Raw genomic sequence first — 23,336 nt, 5'->3', positions numbered from 1 at the left:
GCGCTATGAGAATGAGGTTACCGCGACTGACCGCCGCGCGAGATGGTGCTTACGCCTTCGGGCAGAAGGTGCCGAGTATCTGCTGGCAGTTGTCGCTGGTGATGAGCGCCGGTGGCGGTGGAGGCTTCGGCGGCGGGTTGTCCCGTCTCAGATCATGTTGGAGACGTTGCCCATCCCGGGCCACAGGGAGTAGTAGGTGTGGCAGACGTTCACTGTCCCAGCCACGAAATGGGTCCGTGCCGTGGTTACCGGCCGGCGGAAGGGGTTGGCCCGGGCCGACGTCACCTCCGTGTGACGCCTTCGGCTTCGTGCGCCAATGCCGATGCTAGGCGCTTATAAGAGGCTTCGATCCTGGCCTTCATCAGCTTTTTTGGAAGGCCGGGAATGCGCGGTAGGAAAGTTACGGTCCATATGATCAGCGATCCGTCCGGCCGATCTTCGATGCGAATGTCACCCCGGTAGTCCTTCAGCGGCGTATACCACGGAAACGATGCGACATAGGCATGGTGATGCGGTCGCGTTCCATCGACGACCGTATCGCGTATTACGCTGTGCCCGATGCGCATTCGTCTGACGCCACCGATTGCAGTGTCAGGCTCTCCGTGCCGCTCCCAGGATGCGGCGGACACGGTAGGCAGGAAATCGGGCCAACGCTCGACATCCATAAGCACGTCATAAACCGCTGCAGGTTTTGCGCGAGACAATTGTTCGACCCGGCATGACAGCGACTTACTCATGCTGCCGAAAGGTACTCCAGGAGCTCAGCCGAATGCGGTGATTCAGGCGAATTCTTCTGCGTCAGAATGGCGGCGGGTCATCGTCGCGGTCTGCGGGAGGGGCGGGTCCGGCTGAAGCGGCCTGGCGGGCGGATCGGCGGGCTTGCCGCACTACGCGGTTGTGCCGGCGTTCGCCGGCAATGTACTTCGCGCGGTTCTCGGCGCGGGTGCGCCGCCGCTGCGGCATCATCGCGGCACGATCGGTGAGGCGGTCGGGCAGTCGAGGCTGGGCGATTTCACCGGTTGGCGCGCACAAGGACGGAAACAGGAGCGCACTGCCCGGGGTGGTCACGTATGTGTGCCCCGACGGGGCGCGCCAGATCACCGTGCCGTCAGGCAGCTGCTGATCCTGCCATCCCCAGAAGGTTTTGATCAGATGATGTTGTCGGCAAAGGCATTTGAGGTTGGAGGCGTGCGTCGCGCCGCCTTGAGAATGAGGAATCGTGTGGTCGAGATCCGCTTCGGTCGCGGGGCGGTCGCACCCGGGAAAGCGACACGTCAAATCGCGACAGCGCACGAAATCGGCCAACGTCTGCGAAGGGACGTACCCGCGCTCCGGCGGTGCGTCCCCGGGATGCTTTACGGGCAAAAGCGTTGCTGACCCGGCAAGCTCAGCTATCAGTTCCGCAGGGATAAGCGCGTCGGTCCCGATCATCGAACCGTGGTCTGGCGAAGCGCCGTCGATGGTGCACTGATTGGCGACCACGTGGATAACCACCGGGTTCGCCGGGGCCGCGCCTGACGGACACGTCGGCTGCCCGCAACGGCATCGCAGCCTTTGGGCTCCGGCCGCCAGCGCCCCCATCGCGTCAGCGCGGCGCTGTTGTAGGGTGCGCGGATCAGCCTCGCATACTGTGGCGGCCAAGGCATTCAGCCGCGCATCGACGGCGTGGGCATCGGTGGCGAAGAGTGTGCCGTGAACCTCTGACAGGCCCTCGCCTCCATCCCAAATGGAGAACTCACGACCCGCCTGGTGCTCGCGGCGTCGCCGGACCGCGTCGCGATCGGCCCGGGCCACGATCCGGTCCACCGCAGCTGCCAGGCGTCCGCGCGTCATCGTCGGCCATCGTTGGACTCGCAGCGCGAGCGCAGCGTCGACCGCGGCCATGACCTCGGCATCGTTGATCAAGTCGGTGCGGAACACGATCGTCTGGAACGTGGAGTAACTGATGTCACCGGAAACCAACGCGGCGCCCACCTTTGGCAGCCGATTCCGCATGGCCCGCGAATAATTCAGAAAACTCGACGCCTGCGCCTGGCTGATTCTCAGCGCCGCTGCGATCTCGGCGGAGATGGAATCCCAGGTGTCGGTGGCCCAGGTCTCGCGCTCCCCGTATTGGCGCAGCCGCAGCATGTCGAGCTCGCCGATTGCCACCAAGCGCTCACCGGCCGCTCGGTTCTCCGCGCGCGACGACGAACAGATCCGTTCCAGCAAGGCCGCGGACTCCGGCGTAGTGGCCGGATTGAGGCGCGCGACCATCGCGTCAAACCGGGCGATCACCTCCGGTGGCGACCCACGTCCCGTCGGCCCTTCGAACATATATTCGACTATATGCCGCGGGGCTGACAAGCCGTCCCGTCAGCCGCCCCGGGCCGCGATCATCGCCGAGCGATTGACCTTGGTCGCCGCGGTGCGGGGGATGGCGTCGACGAACTCGACGGTCTTTGGTGCCTTATAGGGGGCCAGCCGGCTCTTCGCGTACTCGATCACCTGCTGTTCGGTGACCTGCGCGCCGTCCGCGATTTGGATCACCGCGTGCACTCGGCGTCCCCACTGCCGGTCAGCGAGTCCGATGACCACCACGTCGGCGATCCCGGGATGACCCGCGAGCGCCGACTCGACCTCCGCCGGAAAGACGTTGGCGCCGCCAGTGACGATCATGTCGACGCGGCGGTCGACGATGTAGAGGTAGCCGTCCGCGTCGAGGTGACCGATATCGCCGGCGGAGCGGAAGCCGTCGTCAGTTGACGGCAGCGGTGTCGCACCCCCGAGGTAGCGGGATCCCGCACTCATCGGCGCGCGCAGGTACACGTCGCCGTCCTCGCCGGGACCCAGCGGTCGTTTGTCGGCGTCCAGGATGCGGATCTCGGTATCGCGGAAGCCGCGGCCCACGCTGCCCGGGTGGGTGAGCCACTCGTCGCCGCGCAGCGCGGTGAGTCCGAGGTTCTCGGTCATGCCATACGCCGACACGATCCGCTCCGGGCTCAGGAGTTCGAACCAGGTGTGCATCAGCGACGGCGGCATCACCGCGGCGCCCTGCAAGATGAAGACGACGCTGGACAGGTCTCGCTGCCGGACGTCCGGCCGGGCCGCAATGCGCGCAAGCATGGTGGGCGTGGCGGTGAAATTGGTCACCCGAAACCGTTCGATCACATCCAACACCAGTGCGGCGTCGAACTTTTCGAGTATGACAAGGTGGTCGCCGGCAAGCAGGAAGAAAAACGTCGCAAAGCCGTTGGTGTGATACATGGGTGCCGGCACCATGATCGTCTGCGGCTGTGCCACCGGCGTCCAGTTCGACAGAAACGGCTCGCCGTGCTGAGGCGTCCACAACGACGGTGCCAAGCTCAGGATCACTTTGGGTACGCCGGTCGAACCGCTGCTGCAGATGCCGTTGACGTGCGGGGAGACGGCGGTGGGCAGCGGGCTTGCGGACTCGCCGGCCGCGCGAGTCTCCAACTCCCACCGCGTCTTTTCGTCGACCACGACGGCGGGGTCGATCACCTCACGCACCCGGTCTCGCTCCCACTCGGGAAGATCCCAGTGCATCGGGACGGGGACAGCGCCGACCTTCCAGCACCCCAGCGTCGCCAGCACCAGATGTACCGAGTTCGGAATGGCCAGTGCCACTAGCGAGCCCGCCTGCGCGCCCAGGCCGGCCAGCGCCCGGCCCCACTGGTTGGCGCGGGCATCGAGTTCGCCGAAAGTCAACGCCTCCGCGGTGCCATCGAGCGCGACAATGGTGACGCCTAAATCGTCGCGGCGTTGCTCAGCGAGCTCGTGCAATTTGGTCGCGAATGGTATTCCCTCGTCGAACGGATTGGGCGTCACCTCGGTTGCGGGGGACTCGGTCACGCCGATACCGGCCCGCTGAACAATGTCTCGAATGACCCATCCGAGACGCACGGCATGAGGCGCAACGCGAGTTCCTCGGTGCCCAGCGGCAATCGCATCAGCGGTTGGGTGTGCCGGTCGAGCACGCTCACGTCGGACTCGTCGCAGAAGCCCAAGGCTCCCAGTAACTGGTGCGACGTGCGCATCACCTGTCGTGCGGTGTCGGCGGCCTTGAGCCGAAGGATCAGGGCGTCGGCCGAATGAATCTGCGCGGCAAGCGATTCGGCGCGGCAGATGGTGAACTTAGCGAGTTCATGCAGTCCGCGGACCGCGACGGCCGCATCGGCGACGGCGAACCTGACGGCCTGAAAGTCCGCGAGCGGCTTGCCGAACTGAATCCGGGCGCGTACGTGCTCGGTGACAATCCGCAACGATTGCTGCACCGCTCCCAGAATCCGCCATGATCCCAGCACGAGATGAAGGTTAATGTCGGCGGCGGGCACGGTTGCATCGGGTGCGCTCAAGGTGGCCGGGACCAGGAACGGGCCCAGCTTGGCGCCGGTCCGCGAGGCCGGCTGAGGCCGGTACCGATTTCCGTCTAGGTCCGCCGCCACCCAGTCACCGGCCAGATCGCCATGGTCGATGCGCGGGGCCTTCGGATTGACCAGGGCAAGGCGCGCGCCATCAATGGCCAGCAGCTCCTCCACCAAGGGGTAGGGGAGCGCCGTGGCGCCGGCGGCCTGACACAGCACCGCCGCGGCCAGCAGGTCATCCGGCGCCGAGCGCACGTCGAGGTCGAACGCGCCGACATCGTGCAGCGCGACGCGCGCCGCGTCGCGGATGGCGTCGTCGGTCTCGGCGCGCAGCGCGGCCGGCGGTCCGCCCAACCGGATGAGTCGCTTGCCGGCGACTACGGCGAAATCGCTGACATCTTGTGGTAGATCGGTTTTCACCTGTGTTCTCCCAATACGTCTCGTGCCACCAGCATCCGTTGCACCTCGATGGTGCCCGACGCGACGGTCGCGGCTTGTGCGTAACGCCAGTGGTCCTCGATGGCTCCGTGCAGCGCCGCGGAACTCCCGCTGTCGAGCGCCGTCGGGCCGAGCACGTCGAACAGCAGCTCGGCGACGAGTTGGTCGCACGTCGTGGTGATGATGCGCGCGGCACTGGCGGCCGCCCCGGCCGCCGCGTCGTCCTGCAGGGATACGGCGCGATAGGCGAGCAATCGGGCGACCCGCAGATCGACGAGTGCGCGCACCCATCGGGTGCGGATTGTTTCGGGCAGCTGATCCCAGTCGTCGCCGAGTTGGGCGCGCATCCTTTCGAGCAGCGATTCACAGCGCGCGTAGCGTGCGATGCCCACTCGCTCGAAAGCCAGAGCTTCGCGCATCACCCGCCAGCCGTCGCCGACCTCGCCGAGCACGTCGCCGGGAAACGCCTGCACGTCGTCGAGGAACATCTCGTTGAGGTGGTGCGGTCCCAGCATCGACGGGATCGGCCGGACGGTGAAGCCGGCCCGGTCCATTGGAATCAGAAACAGGGTGAGCCGCTTGTTCTTTGGTGCCTCGGGGTCGGTGCACGCCGCCAACACGCACCACGATGCCATCAGTGCATACGACGTCCATACTTTCTGGCCGGTGATGCGCCACCCGTCGCCGTCGGCAACGGCGCGGGTGCGCAACGACACCAGGTCGGTTCCGGCCTCCGGCTCGGAAAAGCCCTGGCACCAGATCACATCGCCCGAGGCGATGGCCGCCAGGTGCTTGGCCTTCTGTTCGGCCGTCCCGTACCGCATCAGCGCGGGTCCGACCCAGTTGATGCCCATGTACTGTGGACCCCGCGGCTCGTGCTGGGCCCACATCTCCTCGCGCAGCACCGTCTGCTGCCAGACCGAACCACCGCCGCCACCATGCTCTTTCGGCCACGCCAGCGCCAGTAGCCCCTCGGTCGCCAGCAATTTGCAGAACGTCTCGGTGGTGGCGAGGTCCTGCGGGTTCTCGGTGCAGGCTCCCAGAAAGTCGGCCGGGATGTGGTTGGCAACCAGCTCACGCAGATGGCTGCGCAGTTGCCCTGCATCGTCGCCGAGGTCGTAATCCATTGTCGTCATCCCTTCGGCAACCCGAGCAGCCGCTCGGCGATGATGTTGCGTTGAACCTCCGATGTCCCGCCGTAAATCGTCGCGGCCAACGCGTCCTGACGTTCGAACAGCAGGTCCGGATCGGTGGCCGAAACCGGGCCCGTCACGGCCGCGCTCAGTTCCCAAACACGCTGTAACGTAAGCGATCCGAGCAACTTCATGGTGTCGGCTTCCGGACTGGGCCGTCCCGCGAGTTCGTTGCCCAAAGCGCGATATCCGGTGGCCCGCAACGCTTCGGCGTCTGCCAACAACGAACCGAGTTCGGCATACACGTCCTGGCCCGAGTCCGCGGCGCCGGCATCACGCACCGAGGCCAGTCCGCGTTTGATCTCGACCCAGTTCATGATCCAGATCATCTGGCGTTCGTGGTGCAGCGACGACAGGGCGACATTCCAACCGCCGTTGAGCGGTCCCAGCAGATTTTCGGCAGGCACCTCGACGTCGTCAAGGAAGACCTCGCAAAAGGTTTCGTCGGAGATGGAGGCCATCCGGATGGGCTCGACCCTGACCCCGGGCGAATGCAGGTCGAGGATGAGGCAGGAGATGCCGCGGTGTTTCGGGGCTTGCGGATCCGTGCGCGCGTACAGCGTGCACCACCGCGACTCGTGTGCCTGGGTGGTCCAAATCTTGTGACCATTGACCCGGAACACGTCCCCGTCGCGCTCGGCACGGGTTCGCAGACCGGCGAAATCCGACCCGGCTTCGGGCTCGGACATGCCCAGCGCCCACCACTCGTCGCCGCGCAGCAGCGGAACGAGCAGACGCTCGATCTGGGCGGGCGTGCCGAACTGGCGAATGCCGGGCGCGGCGACGTTGGGTCCGGCGATGTTGGGCAGCTTGGGCGCCGACCGCATCGCCGCCTCGATCCGGACTTCCATGGCGTCGCGCAAGCCCAGCGATCGGCCGCCGTGCTCGCGTGGCCAGGTCGGCTGCAGCCATCCGGCCTCGAACGAGGCGCGCTGGTACTGGCGCCGCAACCCGAGATCCCATCGGTACTGCCGGTAGTTCGCGTAGTAGTCGTGGGGCAGGAACTCCGCGAGCCAAGCGCCGAATTCCGCCACGACCGTGCTCACGGGCACCGCTCCTCCTCATCGCTGCGCTCTGCATCGTCGCCGGTGCGGCTCATGCGGCACCCCCGCAAAATCGTCGCCCCACCTCGAAGTACAGGGAGCGGCTGTCGCCCAGCATTGCGGCGCCCTGCCAGGCACGCCTGACATACAGGTGGGCGTCGTGTTCCCAGGTCTGCCCGAGCGCGCCGTGTACCTGGACAGCGGTACGCGCACAGCCGACCGCCGCGTCGTTGGCCGCCGCCTTGGCCAGCACCGCGGCGGTCCACACTTCGGTGCGCGGCGCGGCCGGATCGGCGAGAAGGGCCGCCGCCGCATAGGTCAGGCTGCGGGCGCGTTCGACGCTGACGTAGTTGTCGGCCAGTGCGTGTTTGACGCCCTGGAACCCGCCGATCGGCTGGCCGAACTGCCGCCGTGATTTGGCGTGCTCGACCGAGCGGTGCAACGCGGCGCTCGCCACGCCGAGGAGGTCGGCGGCCGCGGCCACCCAGGGCGCCGTAAATGCCGATTCGAGTTCGACCGGTGCAATAGCGATGGGCTCGGTGTCGATTTCGACGGCGGCCAACGGCTGAGCGGGATCGGTGGATTCGGTCGCCGGCACCGCGGTGACCCCGTCGCCGCAGCGGGCGACGGCCGCCACAGTGTCACCGTCGTCGGTGCGAGCCAACGTGACGACGAGCTCCGCGCGCGACAGGTTGGGGACGGCAACGGCGGTGCCGCGCAGCCGTCCCTGGGACAGGGCCATCGGCGCGCCGGGCAGTCGCGATCCCTTGGCGTGGACAGCCAGGGTGGCCACCACACCGCCGGCGATGTCGGTCAGCACCGCGTCGAGCCCACTGTTGCGCAACACGCCCGCGGCCAGTCCGACGCTGCCCAGCAAGGGAATTGGCGCAAGGGCCGCGCCGCATTCTTCGAGAACCACGGTTAGCTCGACCGGCCCGTAGTCGCCGGCGTCAGGGGCGGCCAGCTCGGTCCAGCCGAGATCGACGACGGTCTTCCACAGGGCGCGCCAGCGCTCGGGGTCGCTGATCGCTTGGCGCGCGGCGTCCGGCGGGCACTCCGTACGTAATATGTCGCGTACGGTGTCGCGCAGCGACAGCTGCTCCGAGTTCAGTCCGACATCCATAAGACCTCTAACATAGTAAAGATAATAAACTAGCCGTCCCGTCGCAATCGCACGGATATCAACGCATAGGTGGCGCATGGCCGAGTGGTATCTGTTTCTGCCGCAGGTAAGGCTGTCGGCGGCCGCCATCGCCGACCGGGCGCGTCACGCCGAGGCCAGCGGCTTCGACGGAATCGCCTTCATCGATCACCTCGAGGCCCCGGGGCTCCCCGACGAAAGCATCTGGGAGGCAATGGGCATTGCGAACTGGGTGGCGGCCAGGACCGAGCGGCTGCGGGTCGGTCATCTGGTGCTGTGTGACGCGTTTCGGCACCCGGCCGTGCTCGCCAAACAGGCCGTCACCCTGTCGGAGGCGTCCGAGGGGAGGTTCGAGCTCGGCCTGGGATCGGGATCGTGGCCCTCCGAATTCGCGAGATTCAATGTCGGCCAACAGGATCCGCGGGCCCGGGTCGAGCAACTGGGCCGCCACCTGGATCTGATCAGGCAGTACTGGGGCGACGGCGACCAAGAATCCGGCCCGGCTGCACAAGCCCCGCGCCGCTCGTACCCGATACCGCTGGTTCTGGGTGGGAGCGGACCAAGGATGATGGAACTCGTTCGCAGACACGCAGATTGGTGGAATCTGCCGGCGAATCAGCTCGACAGGCTGACCAAGCTCGCCCCGGCCGCGGGAACGGCCAGGATGTCGATTCAGCAGATGGTGGGTTTCGTGCGGTCGGGCAGCGACCCCGACACGGTGCGCGAGGTGAGCACCCGTCGGTTCGGCAACCTGGGGTCCGGACTGGTCTGCGGCGATGCCGACGAGTTGATCGGGCACTTCCGCGGTTTGGCCGCCCAGCGGGTCGAGCGGTTCTACGTGTGGTTCGCCGACTTCGCCGCCCCGGACTCCCTGCACGAGTTCGGCGAATCGGTGATCAAGGCGTTTGCCGGCGGCGCCGGGCTTCGGTAGGCACCACCGGCGGGCGGGCGAACGGGCCCCGTTCCACGGCGGACAACCGGATCTCCGGCAGATCGACCGACGGATCGATGGTGTCCAGCCAGGCGACCGCCTCGGCGACGTCGGACACCCCGATGGCATACATCTCGAACGGAACGTCCTGCAGCATCTCGGTGGCCACCGGTCCCGGCGTGACGATGTGCACGCTGATGCCGTCGCGATCGACTTCCAGGGCCAAGGCTCGAGCGAACGCGTTCATGCCGGCTTTCGAGGCGGAGTACGCGGTGCGGGCCGGCATGGGCTCGTGTGCGGCGGACGACGAGATGAACACCAGTCGGGAGCCCGCGGTCATTTTCGGCAGCACCGCCGAGGTGACCACGAAACACGAATCGAGGTTGGCCGACATGATGGTGTGCCACTGTTCGAAGGTCTGCTTGCGGGCGTAGGTTCCGCCGAGCGCACCGGCGGCGTGCACAACGAGGTCGATTGTCTCCAATGCGCTTATCGCGGCGGCGAATCCGCTGGGGTCGGACGCGTCGGCGACGATGTGGCGAGCACCGATCTCCTCGGCGGCCGCGCGTAACATGGCCTCGCGGCGCGCCGAGAGCACCACGTCATAGCCGCGCTCAACGAGCTTGCGGGCGCATCCTTTTCCGATCCCGCCGCTTCCGCCGGTGACTAATGCGGTTCGCATGACCGTCGCAGGCCGCTCGTCAGGAGTGCCGAATGTCCCGCGGCCGCGACAACGCCTGCGGGGAGAGCGCATAGATGCGTTGATCGTGCTGACCGGACAGGACGTAGGTCTGCGTGTCGGCCAGGTGGCGACCCGCGATGCGGCGGGCGCGGTCGACGTTGCCCTCGGCGATCGTCTCGGTCAGCTTGACGTGCGTGTTGAGCACCGCGCGGCGCTGGGCGAGCGACGGGTAGGTGCCACGCGACGCGCTCTCGTCGGCCCACTGCCGTTCGTGACTGCTCCAGAGTGTCTCCAGGCTTCCCACGACCGCGATGATCGTGTGATTGCCGCAGCCGCGGACGATGAGATCATGGAACTCGCGTCCTATCTCGGTGAAAAGCCTTCCGTCGTCCAAGTTTTCGGCCATTGACTCGTTGATCCGGGTGAGCTCGGGCACCAGCGTGTCCGCCCGGTCCGGCCGGCGGGCGGCCAGGGCGGCGCAGGCGGGCTCGAGTTCCTGCAATGCCATGCCGAGGTCGGCGACCTCGACGGACTCGCTCTGCAGCAACAACCCGAGCATGTAGGCGGCGCTGGTCTTCGCCGGGGCGTGGACGACGGCACCGCCGCGGTTGCCGCGCCGCACCGAGACCAGGCCTTCGGTCTCCAGGATCCGCAGGGCTTCGCGCAGCGAGACCAGGCTGACGTTGAACTGTTCGACGAGCACCTCTTGGCGCGGCAAGAGATCACCGTCCGCGAGCTCGCCGTCGATGATTTGACGGCGCAACTCGTCGGCTACGATTTCGGCGATCCGCGGCGCCGACAACCGGCGCCGGGCGTCGGGGCCAATTCCCAAGGCGGTCATCCGATCCTCGAAACGAAATGCAACACGCTGGCTTAGCTATTTTAGCAGTAATGATATAAATAGCTTCTCTGATCGCTTGCCGATCGGAAGGGCGGGTGCAATTGAGCGAGCGGTCCGAAAGCCGGCCGACACCCCTAAACGATTTGCGTGTCGTCGAGATCAGTGACCGGATAGCGGGCAGCTATTGCGGCAAGCTGCTGCGCGACGCCGGCGCGCAGGTGCACAAAATCGAACCGCCGCAAGGGGATTGGCTACGACGGTTCTCCGCCAGCGGTTCCCCGATTGCCGAGGAACGCAGCGCACCGTTTTTCAGTTACCTCAACGCGGGCAAACGCAGCATGACTTTCGCACCCGGGACCCAGCGCTACCGTGACGAATTGGCCGGCGCCGACGTCGTCGTCGTGACCGCAGGGCGGGCGCGCGCCGCGGCGCTGGGCGTCGACCCGCAACAACTGCTGGAACTCTCGCCGCGGGCGATCATCGTGTCCATCTCCGACTTCGGCTGGGCCGGGCCCTACGCGGACCGGGCGGCCACCGAGTTCACCCTGCAGGCGTGGGCGGGCTCGCCCGGCTTCCGCGGCGACCCCGCCGGGCCGCCGATCTCCATCGGCGGCGATCTCGGCGAGTACATGGGCGGCGTGTTCGCCGCCTTCGGCGCACTGGCAGTCCGCCGCCGTGTCGAGCACGGCGGTCCCGGCGAACACCTGGACCTGTCCATGCTGGAAGCCATCACCACCATGCAGAGCAGCGAATGGCTGCATTCACAGCTGCTGCGCGTCCCGCCGATCCGGCGCACCACCGAGGTGCCGTCGATCGAGCCCGCCAAGGACGGGTACGTCGGGATCACCATGGTCACCGGTCAGCAGTGGCTCGACTTCGCCGCGATGGTGGAATGTCCGCTGTTGGAGGAGATCGAACAGCTGCGGTTCCAAATCGGCCGGTGGCAATACCGGGACCTGATCCGCGAGCAGATCCACCCGTGGCTGGCCGAACGGACGGTCGCCGAAATCGTCGAACTCGGGCAGCTATTCCGGCTGCCGATCGCCGCGCTGGGCAACGGCTCGACCATCCGGGAGCTGGATTACGTGCGCGAGCGCGAAGTCTTCACCCGCAACCCCGCCGGGTTCGATCAGCCCCGGCCGCCGTGGCTGATGTCGGTGTGTGCGCCCGCGCGCTTGGGCGATACGCCCGCTCTTGGTGAGGCCGACGGCGAATCCCCTTGGCGCCGTGTGGAACCCGAGATAGAAGGGGCGCCGAACGGGCTTCCGCTGGCCGGCGTGCGCGTCGTCGACCTGACCGCGTTCTGGGCCGGCCCCGCCGCGACCCACCTGCTGGCCGCCTTCGGCGCCGACGTCGTCAAGATCGAGTCGATTCAGCGTCCCGACGGCATCCGGTACTCGGGCGGGATGCGCACCGACGTCGACGACTGGTGGGAGTACGGCTGGGTGTTCCACGCAATGAACACCAACAAGCGTTCGGTGACACTGGATTTGGGATCCGAGCAGGGCCGTCGCCTGTTCATCGAGTTGGTCGGCCGCGCCGACGTCGTGATCGAGAATTTCTCGCCACGGGTGATGGAGCAATTCGGGCTCACCGACGACGTGCTGCGCGAAGCCAATCCGAAACTGGTGTTCGCCCGGATGCCCGCGTTCGGCGTCGAGGGGCCGTGGCGGGAACGGGTCGGGTTCGCCCCCACCATGGAACAGATCGCCGGTCTGGCCTGGGTGACCGGTCTGCCGGAATCTCCGCCGGTGACACCGCGCGGGGCCTGCGACCCACTGGCCGGCGTGCACGCCGCGTTCGCCGTGCTGGCCGCCCTGAACTTCGCCGAACGCACCGGGACGGGTCAGCTGGTCGAGCTGCCAATGCTCGAAACCGTGCTCAACGCCACCGCGATTCAGGCGATCGAGTCCGAAGTCTTCGGGGTGACCCTGAGCCGCCGCGGCAACCGCGGTCACAACGCGGGCATCCAGAACATCTACCGCTGCGCCGGATCGGACGACTGGATCGCGATCACCGTGCGTGACGACGCGCAGTGGCGGGCGCTGGTGGAGTCGATGGGGCGACCAGCCTGGTGCGACGACGAGCAGCTTGCCACCATCGAAGGGCGCCAGGGTCGGGCCGACGAAATCGACCGCAGGCTGGCGCATTGGTGCGGCGGGCAGCCACTTGTCCCGACGGTGGAGCGCTTGGCCGCTGCGGGTGTTCCCGCGGCGCCGGTGGTGTCGCCGTCACTGGTCACCGACAACCCGCAACTGCGCGAACGCGGCTTTTTCGAGGCACTGCATCACGCGAGTACCGGACTCGGGCTGTACCCCTGCCCGCCGTTCGCCCGGCTCGCCGGTCAGGACCAGTGGCTGCTGCGGCCGCCACCGAAGCTGGGCGAGCACAATGAGGAGATCCTGCGCGATCGGTGCGGGCTGACCGACGAAGAACTGACACGCCTCGCGACCGGCGGGGTGATCGGGACCCGACCCAAGGGCCTCTAGAGAAGTGGAGGGCAATCAATGCGCGTGACGGTCGACGAGAACTTGTGTGAAGCCAACGGTTTTTGCGAATCGCTTGCGCCGGAGGTGTTCGAGCTGGGCGACGCCGATGTGGTGCAGATCGCGGACGGCCCCGTGCCGCCGCGGCTGGAAATCGACGTGCGCGCCGCGGTGGACCAATGTCCGAAGGCCGCCTTGCGGTTGGTCGACTGACGGCCGCTCGAGCGCCGTGCGCTGACTTCAGTGCCGCTCGGTCAGCTTGATGGACATCTCGTCGTAGATCGACATGTTGGTGGCCAGGTTCGGATGGGACACCTTCGCCGGACCGATCTCGATGTCGTCGCAGCGCAGAAACAGTTCGTCGAGGACCGCGCGGAGTTCCGCCCGGGCCAGCATGGCGCCCAGGCAGTGGTGCGGGCCGCCGCCCCCGAAAGCCACATGAGGATTGGGCTGCCGGCCGATGTCGAAGGTGAACGGGGACTCGAAGACCTCCTCGTCGCGGTTGGCCGAACGCAGGGTGGACACCACGCGTTCGCCCTTGGCGATGTGCTGACCGTCCATCTCGACGTCGACCTTTGCGGTGCGCGTCCAGTACGCCACCGGCGACGCCCAGCGCAACACCTCCTCGACCGCGCTGGCGCGAAGGTCTTCGCGCTCGCGATACCGTTCGATTTGCCCGGGGTTGGCGACGAACGCCTGCAACCCGATGGCCAGTGCGTTCTTGGTGGTGTCGCTGCCGGCGAACGCCAGCACAAAGAAGAAGAACTCGAGTTCGTTCTCGGGGAGGCTGAACTGCTCGCCGTCGTCACCGGTGATCACCGCGGACGCGAGCGTGCTCCAGATGTCGTCGGTGGGATTGCGCCGCTTCTCGGCGGTGAGCTCCATCGCGTACCCGAAGACCTCGCCGAAGAGTTCGAGTTCCACCTGCCCGCTCGGGCCCGCCTCGGGCGCAAGCACCTTCAGGATGCGGTCGAAGATGTCGAATATCCGTGGCCGGTCTTCCTCCGGGATGCCAATGATGTCGCCGATGACCGACATCGGTAACGCGTCGGCGACGTCCTCGATCCAGTCTCCACCGCCCTGCGCGAGCAGGCCGTCGATCATCCGCGCCGCACGCGCCCGGATGCCGTTCTCCAGCTTGGCGATCGCGCGCGGGTTGAAGGCGTTGGAGATCAGTTTCCGGCGCTTGTTCAGGTCCGGCGGGTCCAGCGTGATGATCGTCGGGAACGACGAGAACATGGCGACTGGCTGAATGAGTGGGCCGTCGGCCGCGGTGAACGACTCGGTGTCGCGGTGCAGGCGGACCGCGTGACGGTGTTTGGTGGCCACCCAGAACTGACGCTGGACGGTGTCGACGACGCCCGGTGTCAGATCGTGCCGAAAAAGCGGCCTGGTGCGCCGCAGCTCGGCGAACAGCTCATCGGGAAAACCATTACGCCACAAGGCGAAATCGGAAAGGTCCACTGCAGCGGCCGTCATGCGAACCCCCATCGGCTCAGGCGCCACGCGGCGACCGGCCGGTGCCGCGTTGACGTTCAATGCTTAAAATAGTAAAAATAGACTTTAGTCGTCGAAACGCGGTGAGGTAAGAGCGGCCCATGATGCGCCCGGCCGCGTGGGAAACGGAGTTCTCGTGACGAATACGATTCCAGAATCAGACCCGTCAGAACGGGAGTTCGGGCAGGCCGGCATCGCGCTGTCGACCTACCGCTTCCCGACGGGCTGGTTCATCGTCGCCTTTGGAACCGATCTGGCTCCCGGCCAGGTCAGGCGCGCGCACTACTTCGGTGAGGAACTGGTGCTGTTCCGCACCGAGTCGGGCCAGGTTCACGTGATGGAGGCCTACTGCCAGCACCTCGGCGCGAACCTCGGGGTCGGCGGCACGGTGGAAGGCGAGAACATCGTCTGCCCGTGGCATGGCTGGCAGTGGCGCGGCGACGGTACGAACGCGCTGATTCCCTACAGCAAGATCGGCTGCAAGAACAATGTCCGCATCCGCACCTACCCAAGCATGGAGTGGTACGGCTTCATCCTGGCCTGGCACGAGCGGCACGGACGGGCGCCCTACTGGCAGCCGCCGGTGCTGCCGGAATTGGAAACCAACGAGTACTACCCGCTGCACCCGCACACCCAAATGCTCAACCGGGTCAAGGTGCATCCGCAGATGATCATCGAAAACGCGGCTGACCCCTACCACGTTCAGTACGTGCACAAGGCCGCCAATCCGGCCACCACCGCGTCGTTCGAGGTGGCCGGGTATCACCTGCACGCAACCGTCAACGCCCATTTCGGCGGCGGACGGGCGCAGACGTGGCTGACGCCGAATGGTCCGGTCGACGCCAAGATCATCTACGACAACTACTCGCTGGGCTTGGGGGTGGTGCGCTTTCCCAGCGAACTGGTGGCCACGGTGCAGGTCACCGGCCAGACGCCGGTCGACGAGGATTACACCGACTACTTCTACACCCAGGCTTCCGTACGTGAACCCGGCGATAGCGGTGACGAGCCCACCGGACGTGCCGCCCGGTTCCTGGCGCTGCAGCAAGAGGTCATCAAGCAGGACTTCTTCACGTGGGAGAACATGAAGTACCTGGAGAAGCCGAATCTCGCTCCCGAAGAAGCGCACGACTACGCGGCCCTGCGGCGCTGGGCGCACCGCTTCTACCCGGGTGAGGAGCCGTCGCCCTCCGACTTCGGTTACAGCGCCGACGGTGAGCCCGACCCCGCGGCCGCCAAAGCTTGATCAGAGCCAGACACCTCGATGTGCGCTGACCGCAGCGGGCCCGCACGGCCCTCCGATTTCGGCGTCGACAGTTTCACCGTGCCGGCCGTGCTCGATCGCCGCGCGCGGCAGTACCCCGATCGGGTGATGATGTCCATCGCCGGTGTCGACGTGACCTTCGAGCAGATGCGGCAGCGGTCCTGTGCGGCGGCAAACATGTTGGCCGGCTTGGGTGTCGGGCGCGGAGACCGCGTCGCGCTGTTCACCGGCACGTGTCCGGAGTGGGTGTACTTCTGGCTGGGCGCCGCGCGGATCGGGGCGGTGAGCGCGGCGGTCAATGCCGCGAACAAGGGCGACTTCCTGCTGCACGCCCTTCGGCTGTCGCAGGCCAAGGTGATGTTGACCGACACCGAACGCCAGTCCCGCGCCGTCGAGGTTGCCGACGCGGCAGAATCTCTGACAAACATTGTGGTGCAGGGTGATTCACTGACGGAGGCGCTGGCTCGGAACGCAGAAGGCGCAGCCACCGACGCCCCCGGAGATCCGGGCGACCTTGGCTGCTTGTTCTACACGTCAGGAACCACCGGCCCATCCAAAGCAGTCGCCACGACATGGCACTACCTGTTTTCGGTGGCCGCAACCGTCGCGTCGGCCTGGGAATTTCGCGAGGGCGAAGTGCTGTGGACGGCGATGCCGCTATTTCACCTCAGCGCGGCGCCCAGCATCCTGGCGCCCATGCTGATAGGCGCGACGACGGTGCTGGCCGGGGCTTTTCACCCGGGCGAGGTGTGGGATGACATACGCGCCCACGGTGCCGTCGGATTCGCCGGCGCCGGGGCGATGGTTTCGATGCTGCAGAGTCTTCCCGCGGATCCGGACGACGCACGGCTACCGCTGCGGTTCATTTCCGCCGCCCCGATCGACGCGAAGTCCTTCCGCGACATCGAAAAGCGTTACGGTTGCCGCATCGTCACGATGTACGGGCTCACCGAGGCGTTCCCCATCGCGGTCAAGGCGCTGTCCGACGCCGGGGTTCCCGGTACGTCGGGTCGGCCCAATTCCGATTTCGACGTGCGGATCCTCGACGAACAAGGAAACCCGCTACCCGCCGACAGCGTGGGTGAGATCGCCTGCCGGCCCAGGCATCCGCACGTGATGAGCGAGGGTTACGTGGAGGCGGACTCGCGAATAAGGCCGCATCCGGAATGGTTTCGCACCGGCGATCTCGGGCGCCTCGATTGCGATCAGAATCTGACATTTGTCGACCGTGCCAAGGATGCGCTGCGCCGCCGCGGCGAAAACATCTCTTCGGTCGAAGTGGAGCGCGTCGTCATGTGCCATCCCGCGGTTGCGGAGGCCGCCGCGGTCGGCGTGCCCAGCGAACTGGGTGAGGACGATGTACTGGTGGTCGTTACGTTGCGACCAGGCACCACACTGGATTTCGTGGAGTTGCTCGACTTCTGCGCGTCACGCATGCCGTATTTCTGCGTGCCGCGATTCGTGGAGACCGTTGGCGAACTCCCGAAAAATGCGATCGGCCGGATACGCAAAGACTTATTGCGCGAACGGGGCGTCAATCCGACTACGTGGGATCGTGAAAAGAGTGGGTATGTCGTTAGCCGTTAGGTTCCGATAGTGTCGCTAGTAGTCGATGAGTTGTCTCAGTGTTCCGTCAGCCCGTTGTTGGCAGTCATTTCCGAGAGAGGCTGAAAAGCGATGACCATGACTTATCAGGAACAGCAAATGCTCCAAGCGGCCACCGGACGCGGCGCCATCCTGGATTTGGATGCCCGGCACAATCGGGCCTATTCCGACGGTGACCGTGACCGCTGGATCGCCACCTTCCGCCACTCCGGCGCCAGCTACACCCGCGACGGCGAGCTGTTCAACGACCTGCGTTCGGCCTTCGACGGTGGCGATGGCCAGCGACTGATCACGGTCGATCACGAAATCCAGGTCGACGGCGTCAACGCGACTCAGCATTGCGTCGCCGTGCTTTTCGCGGCCGTGTATGGCGACACCGTGCTGCGCGCCACCGGGATATTCCGTGACACGCTGATCTACGAGCGGGGCGGCTGGTATTTCACTTCCCGCATGTTGCAGTGGGATTCGGTGCCGAGTCGGCACCCGCTCGTCATGTGAGCGGCGCCGATTACGTGGATCGGGATTTCGGTGAGCGGCTGGCCTTCGGCACGTACGACGACGCGCTGCGGATGGTCGGCGCGAAAGGCGAGCCCCGCACCGCAGCCACCGCGGTCAGCGCCGCGCGCATCCAGCTGTTCGCCGCGATGGTCCGCGACGCCAATCGCTCGTATTGGGATCCCGAATTCGCGCGCCTGCATTGGGGTGGCCTGCTGGCGCCGCCGGCGCTGTTGATGGGCTGGCTGGTCGCACCGCCATGGCAACCGGGAGGTAGGAGGGCGGCTTCCTTGATCGCCCTGCGGGTGCCGCTGCCCGGCACCACAATCATCAACGCGGCCAACGAGGTTGAGTTTCCACAACCCATCGTCGAGGGCGACGTGCTGACCGTCGTCGACGAGCTGGTTTCGGTGTCGCCGGAGAAGCGGACACGGCTGGGCGTCGGCCATTTCGTCGAGACGCTGGAGACCTATCGCCGCCAAGATCAGACCGTGGTGGCCACCTGTCGCAATACCTTGTTCCGGTTCACTCCGAAAGCGTCCACGTGAGCGCCGACGGCCTGGAGTGGCACCAGATCAGCGTTCCGGTCGACCTGCCCGAGGTGATCGACCACATCAGCTACCAGCGGGTGGTGGAGAACGCCGGAGCGACGTGGGACTATTTCCCTGGCCATTTCGATCCGGAATACGCTGTGGCTCAGGGGAACCCGACAATCTACGTCAACACGATGCACCTGGCCGGATTCGCCGACCGCATCGCGACGGACTGGGCGGGCCCGCGCTCGCGCGTGGTGCGGCGGTCCATGCGGCTCGCCGGGTCGGTGTATGCCGGCGACACGATGATCGGCCGGGGGCGGGCCGTGGCGAAGCGCCGGGACACCTCGGTCGACCCTCCGCGCTGCCTGGTCGACGTCGAGATTCAGGTGACCAATCAGCATGGCGCGCTGTGCTGTCCCGTCGAGCTGACCTTGCACGTGCCCGACTCCCCGCGCGACGGCGATGGATGACGCCGGCGAACTGCATTTGGCGGTGTGCCGTCGCTTCGGCGCGGCGGAGCGACGCAGCTCGATGCCTACAGGTTGATTCCGAACCTGACCCGTGACGTCCTGGTGCATACCTGGGACCTCGCCCGCGCGGTGGGCGCCGACGACGGCCTGGACCCCTCATGGTGCGAAATGTTCTGCGCCGCTCTCCCGGAGGACCCTCAGGCGTTGGCCGCATCGGGGATGTTCGGTGCGCCAGTCGTGATCGGCGACAGAAATGGTGCGCAGGCAACGCTTTTGGCGCGGCTTGGCCGCGACCCGCGGTGGCGAGCGGAAACCTTATAGGGGCGGCAGCTGACCTTTGCAGATCAGCGTCTGCAGCTCGACATACTCATCTAGCCCCTCCGGCCCGAACTCGCGCCCGATGCCGGACTGCTTGAATCCGCCGAACGGTGCACCGATGTCCAGGGTGTACATGTTGATGCCATAGGTCCCGGTGCGGACGGCGGCCGCGACCTCAAGGCCGTGCTGGATGTCGGCGGTCCACACCGAACCGGCCAGGCCGTAATCGGTCTCGTTGGCGATGCGGACCGCGTCGTCTTCGTCACGGTAGCGAAGCACGGTCAGCACGGGACCGAAAATCTCCTCGCGGGCGATGCGCATGTCGTTGGTGGCGTCGGTGAACAGCGTCGGCTGTACATACCAGCCCCGCTCGGAAGGGCTCTGTTCGCCACCGAGCACAACGCGGGCGCCTTCGCTGCGGCCCGACTTGATGTAGTCCTGGACGCGGCGCTGTTGGCGTTGGGCCACAAGCGGTCCGATGTCCGTGGCGTCGTCGGCCGGATCACCGACGTTCAGCGCGGACATCATGTCGGCCAGCGCGTCGACGACCTCGTCATGCTTGCGGTCGCTGACCAGAATCCGGGTCTGCGCGACGCACGCCTGGCCATTGTTCATCAGCCCGGCGGACTTCAGGCCCGCCACCGTCTTACCGATGTCGGCGTCGTCGAGAATGATCGCCGCCGACTTGCCGCCCAGCTCCAAGCTCACCCGCTTGAGCTGCTCGCCGCACAGCGCGGCGATCCGGCGGCCGACAGCACTGGACCCGGTGAACGCGATCTTGTCCACGCCGGGATGGCGCACCAGCGCCTCACCGATCTCGGGGCCGCCGGGCAGCACCGACACCACGCCTTCGGGTAGCCCGATCTCCTCGATCATCTCGGCCAACCACAAAGCGTCCAAAGGGGTTTCGGGTGCGGGTTTGATGATGACCGTGCAGCCGGCGATCAGCGCCGGGATCAGCTTGGGCATGATCAAGAACTGCGGCACGTTCCACGGTACGATCGCGCCGACCACCCCAACTGGGGCCCTGCGCAGATGTACTTCGCCGAGCACACCTTGGCGACGTTCCTCCCACGGGAACTCGCGCGCGGCGGCCAGCGAGAGGTGGATCAGCGCTACGGCGGCCGCCCCCTGGCCCATCCGGCTGAAGCTGCGCGGCGACCCCATCTCGTCGGTGATGAGGTCGGCCATTTCGTCGGCATGGCCGGCGTAGATCCCGGCGAGCTGCTCGACTTTGGCCATTCGATCGGCATGGCTCATCCGTGGCCACGGACCGTCATCGAACGCGTGCCGTGCGGCGGCGACGGCGGCCTCGACGTCGTCGGGGCCCGCGACCTGGACATGCCCGACCGGCTCTTCGGAGTGCGGCGAGATCACCGAGAGCTGCTGGGGATTGGCGGGCTTGCGCCACTGGCCCCCGATGAACAGCTCGTTATAGGAGCGATGGCCGGAAGTCTCTGTCATCGGGGCACTTCCTCAGGGATCGGGCCGTGGCCGTAATTTCGCTATTCACGCTAACATAGCGAAAAAAGCAGCGAGGCCCTCTATGACCAGCGATTGGCGCAGTTACCCGTTTCAATTGGTGCCCGGCGACGGCCAGTTGGAGTTTCCCGCCGCCGAGGGCGAACACCCCGACCAGGAGTCGGACACCTGGTTCATCGCCGGGCAGCTCGTCTCCGCCCAGGCCGATCGGTCGTTCGCCTTCCTGACCATCTTCAACAAGAACCGGCCCGGGGGAACGGTCGTCGCAGACTTCTACACGATGGCGCTGTTCGACCTCGACACCGGTGAATACGGCACCTTCACCGATTACGACATGCCGCCTGCCAACATGGAGCCCGGCGCCCAGCGCAAGCTGACGATGGCGGTGGGCCATCTCGACATCAACTACCACAGCAGCGCGGGAACCGCGTCGTGGACGACCAGTCGCAACGGCGATGGTGAACTGCTGCCCTACACCTACCGGGTCAGCCTGGTCGGAGAGGATCAGTCCGGGCGGCCCATGCGACTTGATCTGGCCGTAACCCCAACGCGCGCACCGACACCAGTTGGTGCATCGACCTATAACGGAAAAATCGTCTGTTTCGGTCAAAGCGATACCTACTCCTATTTCCAGACCGGCATGGCGATGGCCGGCACTCTGCGCTGGGGGAACGTGGTCGAGCAGGTGTCCGGCACCAGTGGGCACGTCGATCGGCAGTGGTTCCCCAAATACGCCGGCGGCGGGGGATCCGCGGGAGACCCGCGGGCCCGGTCACACGAATGGCGCACGATCAATTTCGACAACGGGGTGGACCTGAGCATCTGGCGGCAGTTCGACCGCAAAGACGGCAATGCGCTGCAGCCGTTCACCGGTGTCACGACGAGCTACCCGGACTCCGCGATCCCGCCGGAGTGTGCCGAAGACATCGAGGTCACGGTCAGCAGCTATGTGCGGTGGCCCGAGGCCATCCGGCCCCTGGTGCGGCCTCTCGCGCCGGCCCGGTACATGCCCGACCGGCACCGGATCACCTGCCCCACACTGCAATTGGATCTCATCGGCGAGCCGCTGGTGGCGGCCCCGGCCCACGGGTTGCCGATCGAGTACATGGAGGGCCCCTATCGCTACCACGGGACCATGTGGGGAAAGCCGGTGACGGGCTTCGCGTTCAATGAACGATCGCTGGCGCTGTACCGGGATTGGGAACTCGTCGAGGTGCTGTCCACGACTGTCGGGAGCCTGGCACCGCCGGAGCCCGAGCTGCAGGCGATGGTGGATCGGGTCGCGCCGCTGGTGGCGGCGGGCCGGCGCAAGGACGCCGTCGAACTGCTGTCCAACGTGGCGTCTGCCGAAAACCACACGCTGGCACAGCTTCTCGACGATCTGATCGCGGTCCTGTCAGCCGGGGTCAGCTGACCGCGACAGCGCCCGGTCCCACGTGATGTGGCGATGCTGCAACCCGGGTTCGTTGCGGCCGAAGACCAAGTGGTCTCGGACCCCGGACTCGAGATTGGCCTGCAGCCCCTCGACCAGCCGGTAATCCTCGTCGCGCACGGTGGCGTGCGCGTACTCGAAGACGGCTTGGGCGCCGGCGGCCGCCGACTCATCGGCGAGGTCCTGCGGTGTTGCGTTCTGGTGGACGGTGATTGAGTTACCGGGCCGATCCCCGGGGTAGACCCGGAACAGCTCGCCGTTGGCGATGGTCACCGATAGCACGATGTTGGGGAACAACGCATAGATCACCACCATGTTGTGGAACGGATTCCATTGATCCTCGGGCACATCGTCGAGCTCCAGAATGGTGTTCAGCGGGAAGATCAGCCGGTGATGCGGCCCATAGGAGTCGAACACCGTGCAGTTGCTGCGCGCGATCGTGGCGAACGTCTGCTGATGCACGGTGGCGAAGTGGTAGTTCTCGGCGAAGGTGTCGATCGCCAATTTCCAGTTGATGGGGGAGTCCAATACCTTCTCGCCCAGCGGTGACCAGCGCCCGATGCCCCATGAGTCGAGCTCCTCGGCGAGCGGGCCCAAGTGTGCCGCCACATCCAACGTGGATCCGGGATTCAATGCCACCCAAAGGAATCCGGCGAATTCGGTGGCCGGGAGTTCGGTCAGACCATCGGACTTGACCGTCACTTCTGGGAAACCCTCTCGCCCGGGAACTGCCACCAGGCGACCTGTGTTGTCGTATGTCCAGGCGTGGTATGGGCAGGTGAACCGCTTTGCGGTGCCGCATCCCGTCGCCACCTGCGACTGGCGGTGCAGGCACACGTTGCTGAACGCCTTGACCGTTCCCGCTGATGTTCTGGTCAGCAGGATGGACCGCCCCATCACCGTTTTCGTGCAGTACGAACCCGGAGTGGGAAGTTCCGAGACGTAGCCGACCAACTGCGGGCTGGCCAGCAGCATGGCCCGATCCCGGTGGTGCCGCTCGAGACTGGTGTAGTCACGCGCGTCGACCGTGTGCTGAGCCGGAGCGAGATCGGTCGCCTTGTCCCGCGCCAACTTCAACGCGCGCCGGGTCAGGTCGATGAGCTGGTCGTGATCCATCT

21 protein-coding genes are annotated in these 23,336 nt (G+C 66.3%); 9 read left to right on the top strand and 12 right to left on the bottom strand.

Going from position 1 to position 23,336, the window contains the following annotated elements; all coding sequences use genetic code 11:
* Positions 1-281: 281 nt before the first annotated feature.
* The 7 genes from AC5Y7E_RS18240 to AC5Y7E_RS18210 all read right to left on the bottom strand — a co-directional run bounded on the left by AC5Y7E_RS18240 (position 282) and on the right by AC5Y7E_RS18210 (position 8,161).
* Entirely contained in the window at positions 282-737 is a 456-nt protein-coding gene (locus AC5Y7E_RS18240) for an SRPBCC family protein (RefSeq protein ID WP_499950172.1), read from the bottom strand.
* A 61-nt stretch (positions 738-798) separates the two neighbouring features.
* A complete protein-coding gene (locus AC5Y7E_RS18235; protein ID WP_499950171.1) occupies positions 799-2,316 on the bottom strand; it encodes an HNH endonuclease signature motif containing protein in 1,518 nt (505 codons plus the stop codon).
* A gap of 39 nt (positions 2,317-2,355) precedes the next feature.
* Positions 2,356-3,852 (bottom strand): class I adenylate-forming enzyme family protein, encoded by a 1,497-nt coding sequence (locus AC5Y7E_RS18230; RefSeq protein ID WP_499915223.1) that lies wholly within the window; start codon positions 3,850-3,852, stop codon positions 2,356-2,358.
* Positions 3,849-4,784, bottom strand: coding sequence for an acyl-CoA dehydrogenase family protein (locus AC5Y7E_RS18225; protein ID WP_499915225.1), 936 nt, complete (start codon positions 4,782-4,784; stop codon positions 3,849-3,851). Before AC5Y7E_RS18225 ends, AC5Y7E_RS18230 begins: the two co-directional genes overlap by 4 nt.
* Positions 4,781-5,938 carry an acyl-CoA dehydrogenase family protein gene (locus AC5Y7E_RS18220; RefSeq protein WP_499915226.1) on the bottom strand — a complete coding sequence of 386 codons (1,158 nt, stop codon included), beginning with the start codon at positions 5,936-5,938 and terminating at the stop codon, positions 4,781-4,783. Before AC5Y7E_RS18220 ends, AC5Y7E_RS18225 begins: the two co-directional genes overlap by 4 nt.
* Positions 5,935-7,041 carry an acyl-CoA dehydrogenase family protein gene (locus tag AC5Y7E_RS18215; RefSeq protein ID WP_499950170.1) on the bottom strand — a complete coding sequence of 369 codons (1,107 nt, stop codon included), beginning with the start codon at positions 7,039-7,041 and terminating at the stop codon, positions 5,935-5,937. Before AC5Y7E_RS18215 ends, AC5Y7E_RS18220 begins: the two co-directional genes overlap by 4 nt.
* Before the next feature lie 49 nt (positions 7,042-7,090).
* Positions 7,091-8,161: an acyl-CoA dehydrogenase family protein gene (locus AC5Y7E_RS18210; RefSeq protein ID WP_499950168.1), complete on the bottom strand. Its 1,071-nt coding sequence runs from the start codon at positions 8,159-8,161 to the stop codon at positions 7,091-7,093.
* Positions 8,162-8,237: 76 nt separating this feature from the next.
* Here AC5Y7E_RS18210 and AC5Y7E_RS18205 point away from each other — a divergent pair, with 76 nt between their 5' ends.
* On the top strand, positions 8,238-9,110 hold the full coding sequence (locus AC5Y7E_RS18205; protein ID WP_499950167.1) for an LLM class flavin-dependent oxidoreductase: 873 nt from the start codon (positions 8,238-8,240) through the stop codon (positions 9,108-9,110).
* Here the strand turns inward: AC5Y7E_RS18205 and AC5Y7E_RS18200 are convergent.
* Complete coding sequence (locus AC5Y7E_RS18200; RefSeq protein WP_499950166.1) at positions 9,076-9,792, bottom strand: SDR family oxidoreductase; 717 nt, start codon at positions 9,790-9,792, stop codon at positions 9,076-9,078. The genes AC5Y7E_RS18205 and AC5Y7E_RS18200 overlap by 35 nt on opposite strands.
* A 19-nt stretch (positions 9,793-9,811) precedes the next feature.
* Positions 9,812-10,633, bottom strand: a complete 822-nt coding sequence (locus AC5Y7E_RS18195) for a FadR/GntR family transcriptional regulator (RefSeq protein ID WP_067127936.1) — start codon at positions 10,631-10,633, stop codon at positions 9,812-9,814.
* A 95-nt stretch (positions 10,634-10,728) separates the two neighbouring features.
* On the opposite strand from AC5Y7E_RS18195, the gene AC5Y7E_RS18190 reads away from it, so the two are divergent.
* Both AC5Y7E_RS18190 and AC5Y7E_RS18185 read left to right on the top strand, forming a co-directional pair.
* Positions 10,729-13,122 carry a CaiB/BaiF CoA-transferase family protein gene (locus AC5Y7E_RS18190; protein ID WP_499950164.1) on the top strand — a complete coding sequence of 798 codons (2,394 nt, stop codon included), beginning with the start codon at positions 10,729-10,731 and terminating at the stop codon, positions 13,120-13,122.
* Positions 13,123-13,140: 18 nt separating this feature from the next.
* Positions 13,141-13,332: a ferredoxin gene (locus AC5Y7E_RS18185; protein ID WP_499915237.1), complete on the top strand. Its 192-nt coding sequence runs from the start codon at positions 13,141-13,143 to the stop codon at positions 13,330-13,332.
* A 27-nt stretch (positions 13,333-13,359) separates the two neighbouring features.
* Here the strand turns inward: AC5Y7E_RS18185 and AC5Y7E_RS18180 are convergent, their stop codons facing one another.
* Positions 13,360-14,658, bottom strand: a complete 1,299-nt coding sequence (locus tag AC5Y7E_RS18180; RefSeq protein WP_499950162.1) for a cytochrome P450 — start codon at positions 14,656-14,658, stop codon at positions 13,360-13,362.
* A gap of 94 nt (positions 14,659-14,752) precedes the next feature.
* Between AC5Y7E_RS18180 and AC5Y7E_RS18175 the strand changes: the two genes are divergently transcribed.
* The 5 genes from AC5Y7E_RS18175 to AC5Y7E_RS18155 all read left to right on the top strand — a co-directional run bounded on the left by AC5Y7E_RS18175 (position 14,753) and on the right by AC5Y7E_RS18155 (position 18,986).
* The gene (locus AC5Y7E_RS18175) at positions 14,753-15,862 is read left to right on the top strand and encodes an aromatic ring-hydroxylating oxygenase subunit alpha (protein ID WP_499950160.1); all 1,110 of its coding nucleotides are present in this window, start codon (positions 14,753-14,755) and stop codon (positions 15,860-15,862) included.
* Positions 15,863-15,880: 18 nt separating this feature from the next.
* Entirely contained in the window at positions 15,881-17,467 is a 1,587-nt protein-coding gene (locus AC5Y7E_RS18170) for an AMP-binding protein (protein ID WP_499950159.1), read from the top strand.
* Between the two features lie 90 nt (positions 17,468-17,557).
* A complete protein-coding gene (locus AC5Y7E_RS18165; RefSeq protein WP_499950157.1) occupies positions 17,558-17,983 on the top strand; it encodes a nuclear transport factor 2 family protein in 426 nt (141 codons plus the stop codon).
* 14 nt (positions 17,984-17,997) lie between these two features.
* Positions 17,998-18,528, top strand: coding sequence for a MaoC family dehydratase (locus AC5Y7E_RS18160; protein WP_499950312.1), 531 nt, complete (start codon positions 17,998-18,000; stop codon positions 18,526-18,528).
* On the top strand, positions 18,525-18,986 hold the full coding sequence (locus AC5Y7E_RS18155) for a MaoC/PaaZ C-terminal domain-containing protein (RefSeq protein ID WP_499950155.1): 462 nt from the start codon (positions 18,525-18,527) through the stop codon (positions 18,984-18,986). The genes AC5Y7E_RS18160 and AC5Y7E_RS18155 overlap by 4 nt, the downstream gene beginning before the upstream one ends.
* A gap of 315 nt (positions 18,987-19,301) precedes the next feature.
* Here AC5Y7E_RS18155 and AC5Y7E_RS18150 read toward each other — a convergent pair whose 3' ends face one another.
* Positions 19,302-20,768 carry an aldehyde dehydrogenase gene (locus AC5Y7E_RS18150; RefSeq protein ID WP_499950154.1) on the bottom strand — a complete coding sequence of 489 codons (1,467 nt, stop codon included), beginning with the start codon at positions 20,766-20,768 and terminating at the stop codon, positions 19,302-19,304.
* Between the two features lie 82 nt (positions 20,769-20,850).
* Between AC5Y7E_RS18150 and AC5Y7E_RS18145 the strand changes: the two genes are divergently transcribed.
* Positions 20,851-22,200 (top strand): lipocalin-like domain-containing protein, encoded by a 1,350-nt coding sequence (locus tag AC5Y7E_RS18145; protein ID WP_499950153.1) that lies wholly within the window; start codon positions 20,851-20,853, stop codon positions 22,198-22,200.
* On the opposite strand, the gene AC5Y7E_RS18140 is transcribed toward AC5Y7E_RS18145, so the two are convergent.
* A complete protein-coding gene (locus AC5Y7E_RS18140; RefSeq protein ID WP_499950151.1) occupies positions 22,183-23,334 on the bottom strand; it encodes an aromatic ring-hydroxylating oxygenase subunit alpha in 1,152 nt (383 codons plus the stop codon). The two genes, AC5Y7E_RS18145 and AC5Y7E_RS18140, sit on opposite strands and share 18 nt — an antisense overlap.
* Positions 23,335-23,336: the final 2 nt, after the last annotated feature.

The organism is Mycobacterium sp. NGS17, from assembly GCF_059813205.1.
Note: the sequence above shows the minus strand (reverse complement) of the source record. Positions and strands in the feature narration are given on the sequence as shown.

Coding starts and splice junctions, on each gene's coding strand:
- AC5Y7E_RS18240 (WP_499950172.1), bottom strand. CDS start 737: ATGAGTAAGTCGCTGTCATGCCGGGTCGAACAATTGTCTCGCGCAAAA.
- AC5Y7E_RS18235 (WP_499950171.1), bottom strand. CDS start 2,316: ATGTTCGAAGGGCCGACGGGACGTGGGTCGCCACCGGAGGTGATCGCC.
- AC5Y7E_RS18220 (WP_499915226.1), bottom strand. CDS start 5,938: ATGACGACAATGGATTACGACCTCGGCGACGATGCAGGGCAACTGCGC.
- AC5Y7E_RS18210 (WP_499950168.1), bottom strand. CDS start 8,161: ATGGATGTCGGACTGAACTCGGAGCAGCTGTCGCTGCGCGACACCGTA.
- AC5Y7E_RS18205 (WP_499950167.1), top strand. CDS start 8,238: ATGGCCGAGTGGTATCTGTTTCTGCCGCAGGTAAGGCTGTCGGCGGCC.
- AC5Y7E_RS18200 (WP_499950166.1), bottom strand. CDS start 9,792: ATGCGAACCGCATTAGTCACCGGCGGAAGCGGCGGGATCGGAAAAGGA.
- AC5Y7E_RS18195 (WP_067127936.1), bottom strand. CDS start 10,633: ATGACCGCCTTGGGAATTGGCCCCGACGCCCGGCGCCGGTTGTCGGCG.
- AC5Y7E_RS18185 (WP_499915237.1), top strand. CDS start 13,141: ATGCGCGTGACGGTCGACGAGAACTTGTGTGAAGCCAACGGTTTTTGC.
- AC5Y7E_RS18170 (WP_499950159.1), top strand. CDS start 15,881: ATGTGCGCTGACCGCAGCGGGCCCGCACGGCCCTCCGATTTCGGCGTC.
- AC5Y7E_RS18165 (WP_499950157.1), top strand. CDS start 17,558: ATGACCATGACTTATCAGGAACAGCAAATGCTCCAAGCGGCCACCGGA.
- AC5Y7E_RS18150 (WP_499950154.1), bottom strand. CDS start 20,768: ATGACAGAGACTTCCGGCCATCGCTCCTATAACGAGCTGTTCATCGGG.
- AC5Y7E_RS18145 (WP_499950153.1), top strand. CDS start 20,851: ATGACCAGCGATTGGCGCAGTTACCCGTTTCAATTGGTGCCCGGCGAC.
- AC5Y7E_RS18140 (WP_499950151.1), bottom strand. CDS start 23,334: ATGGATCACGACCAGCTCATCGACCTGACCCGGCGCGCGTTGAAGTTG.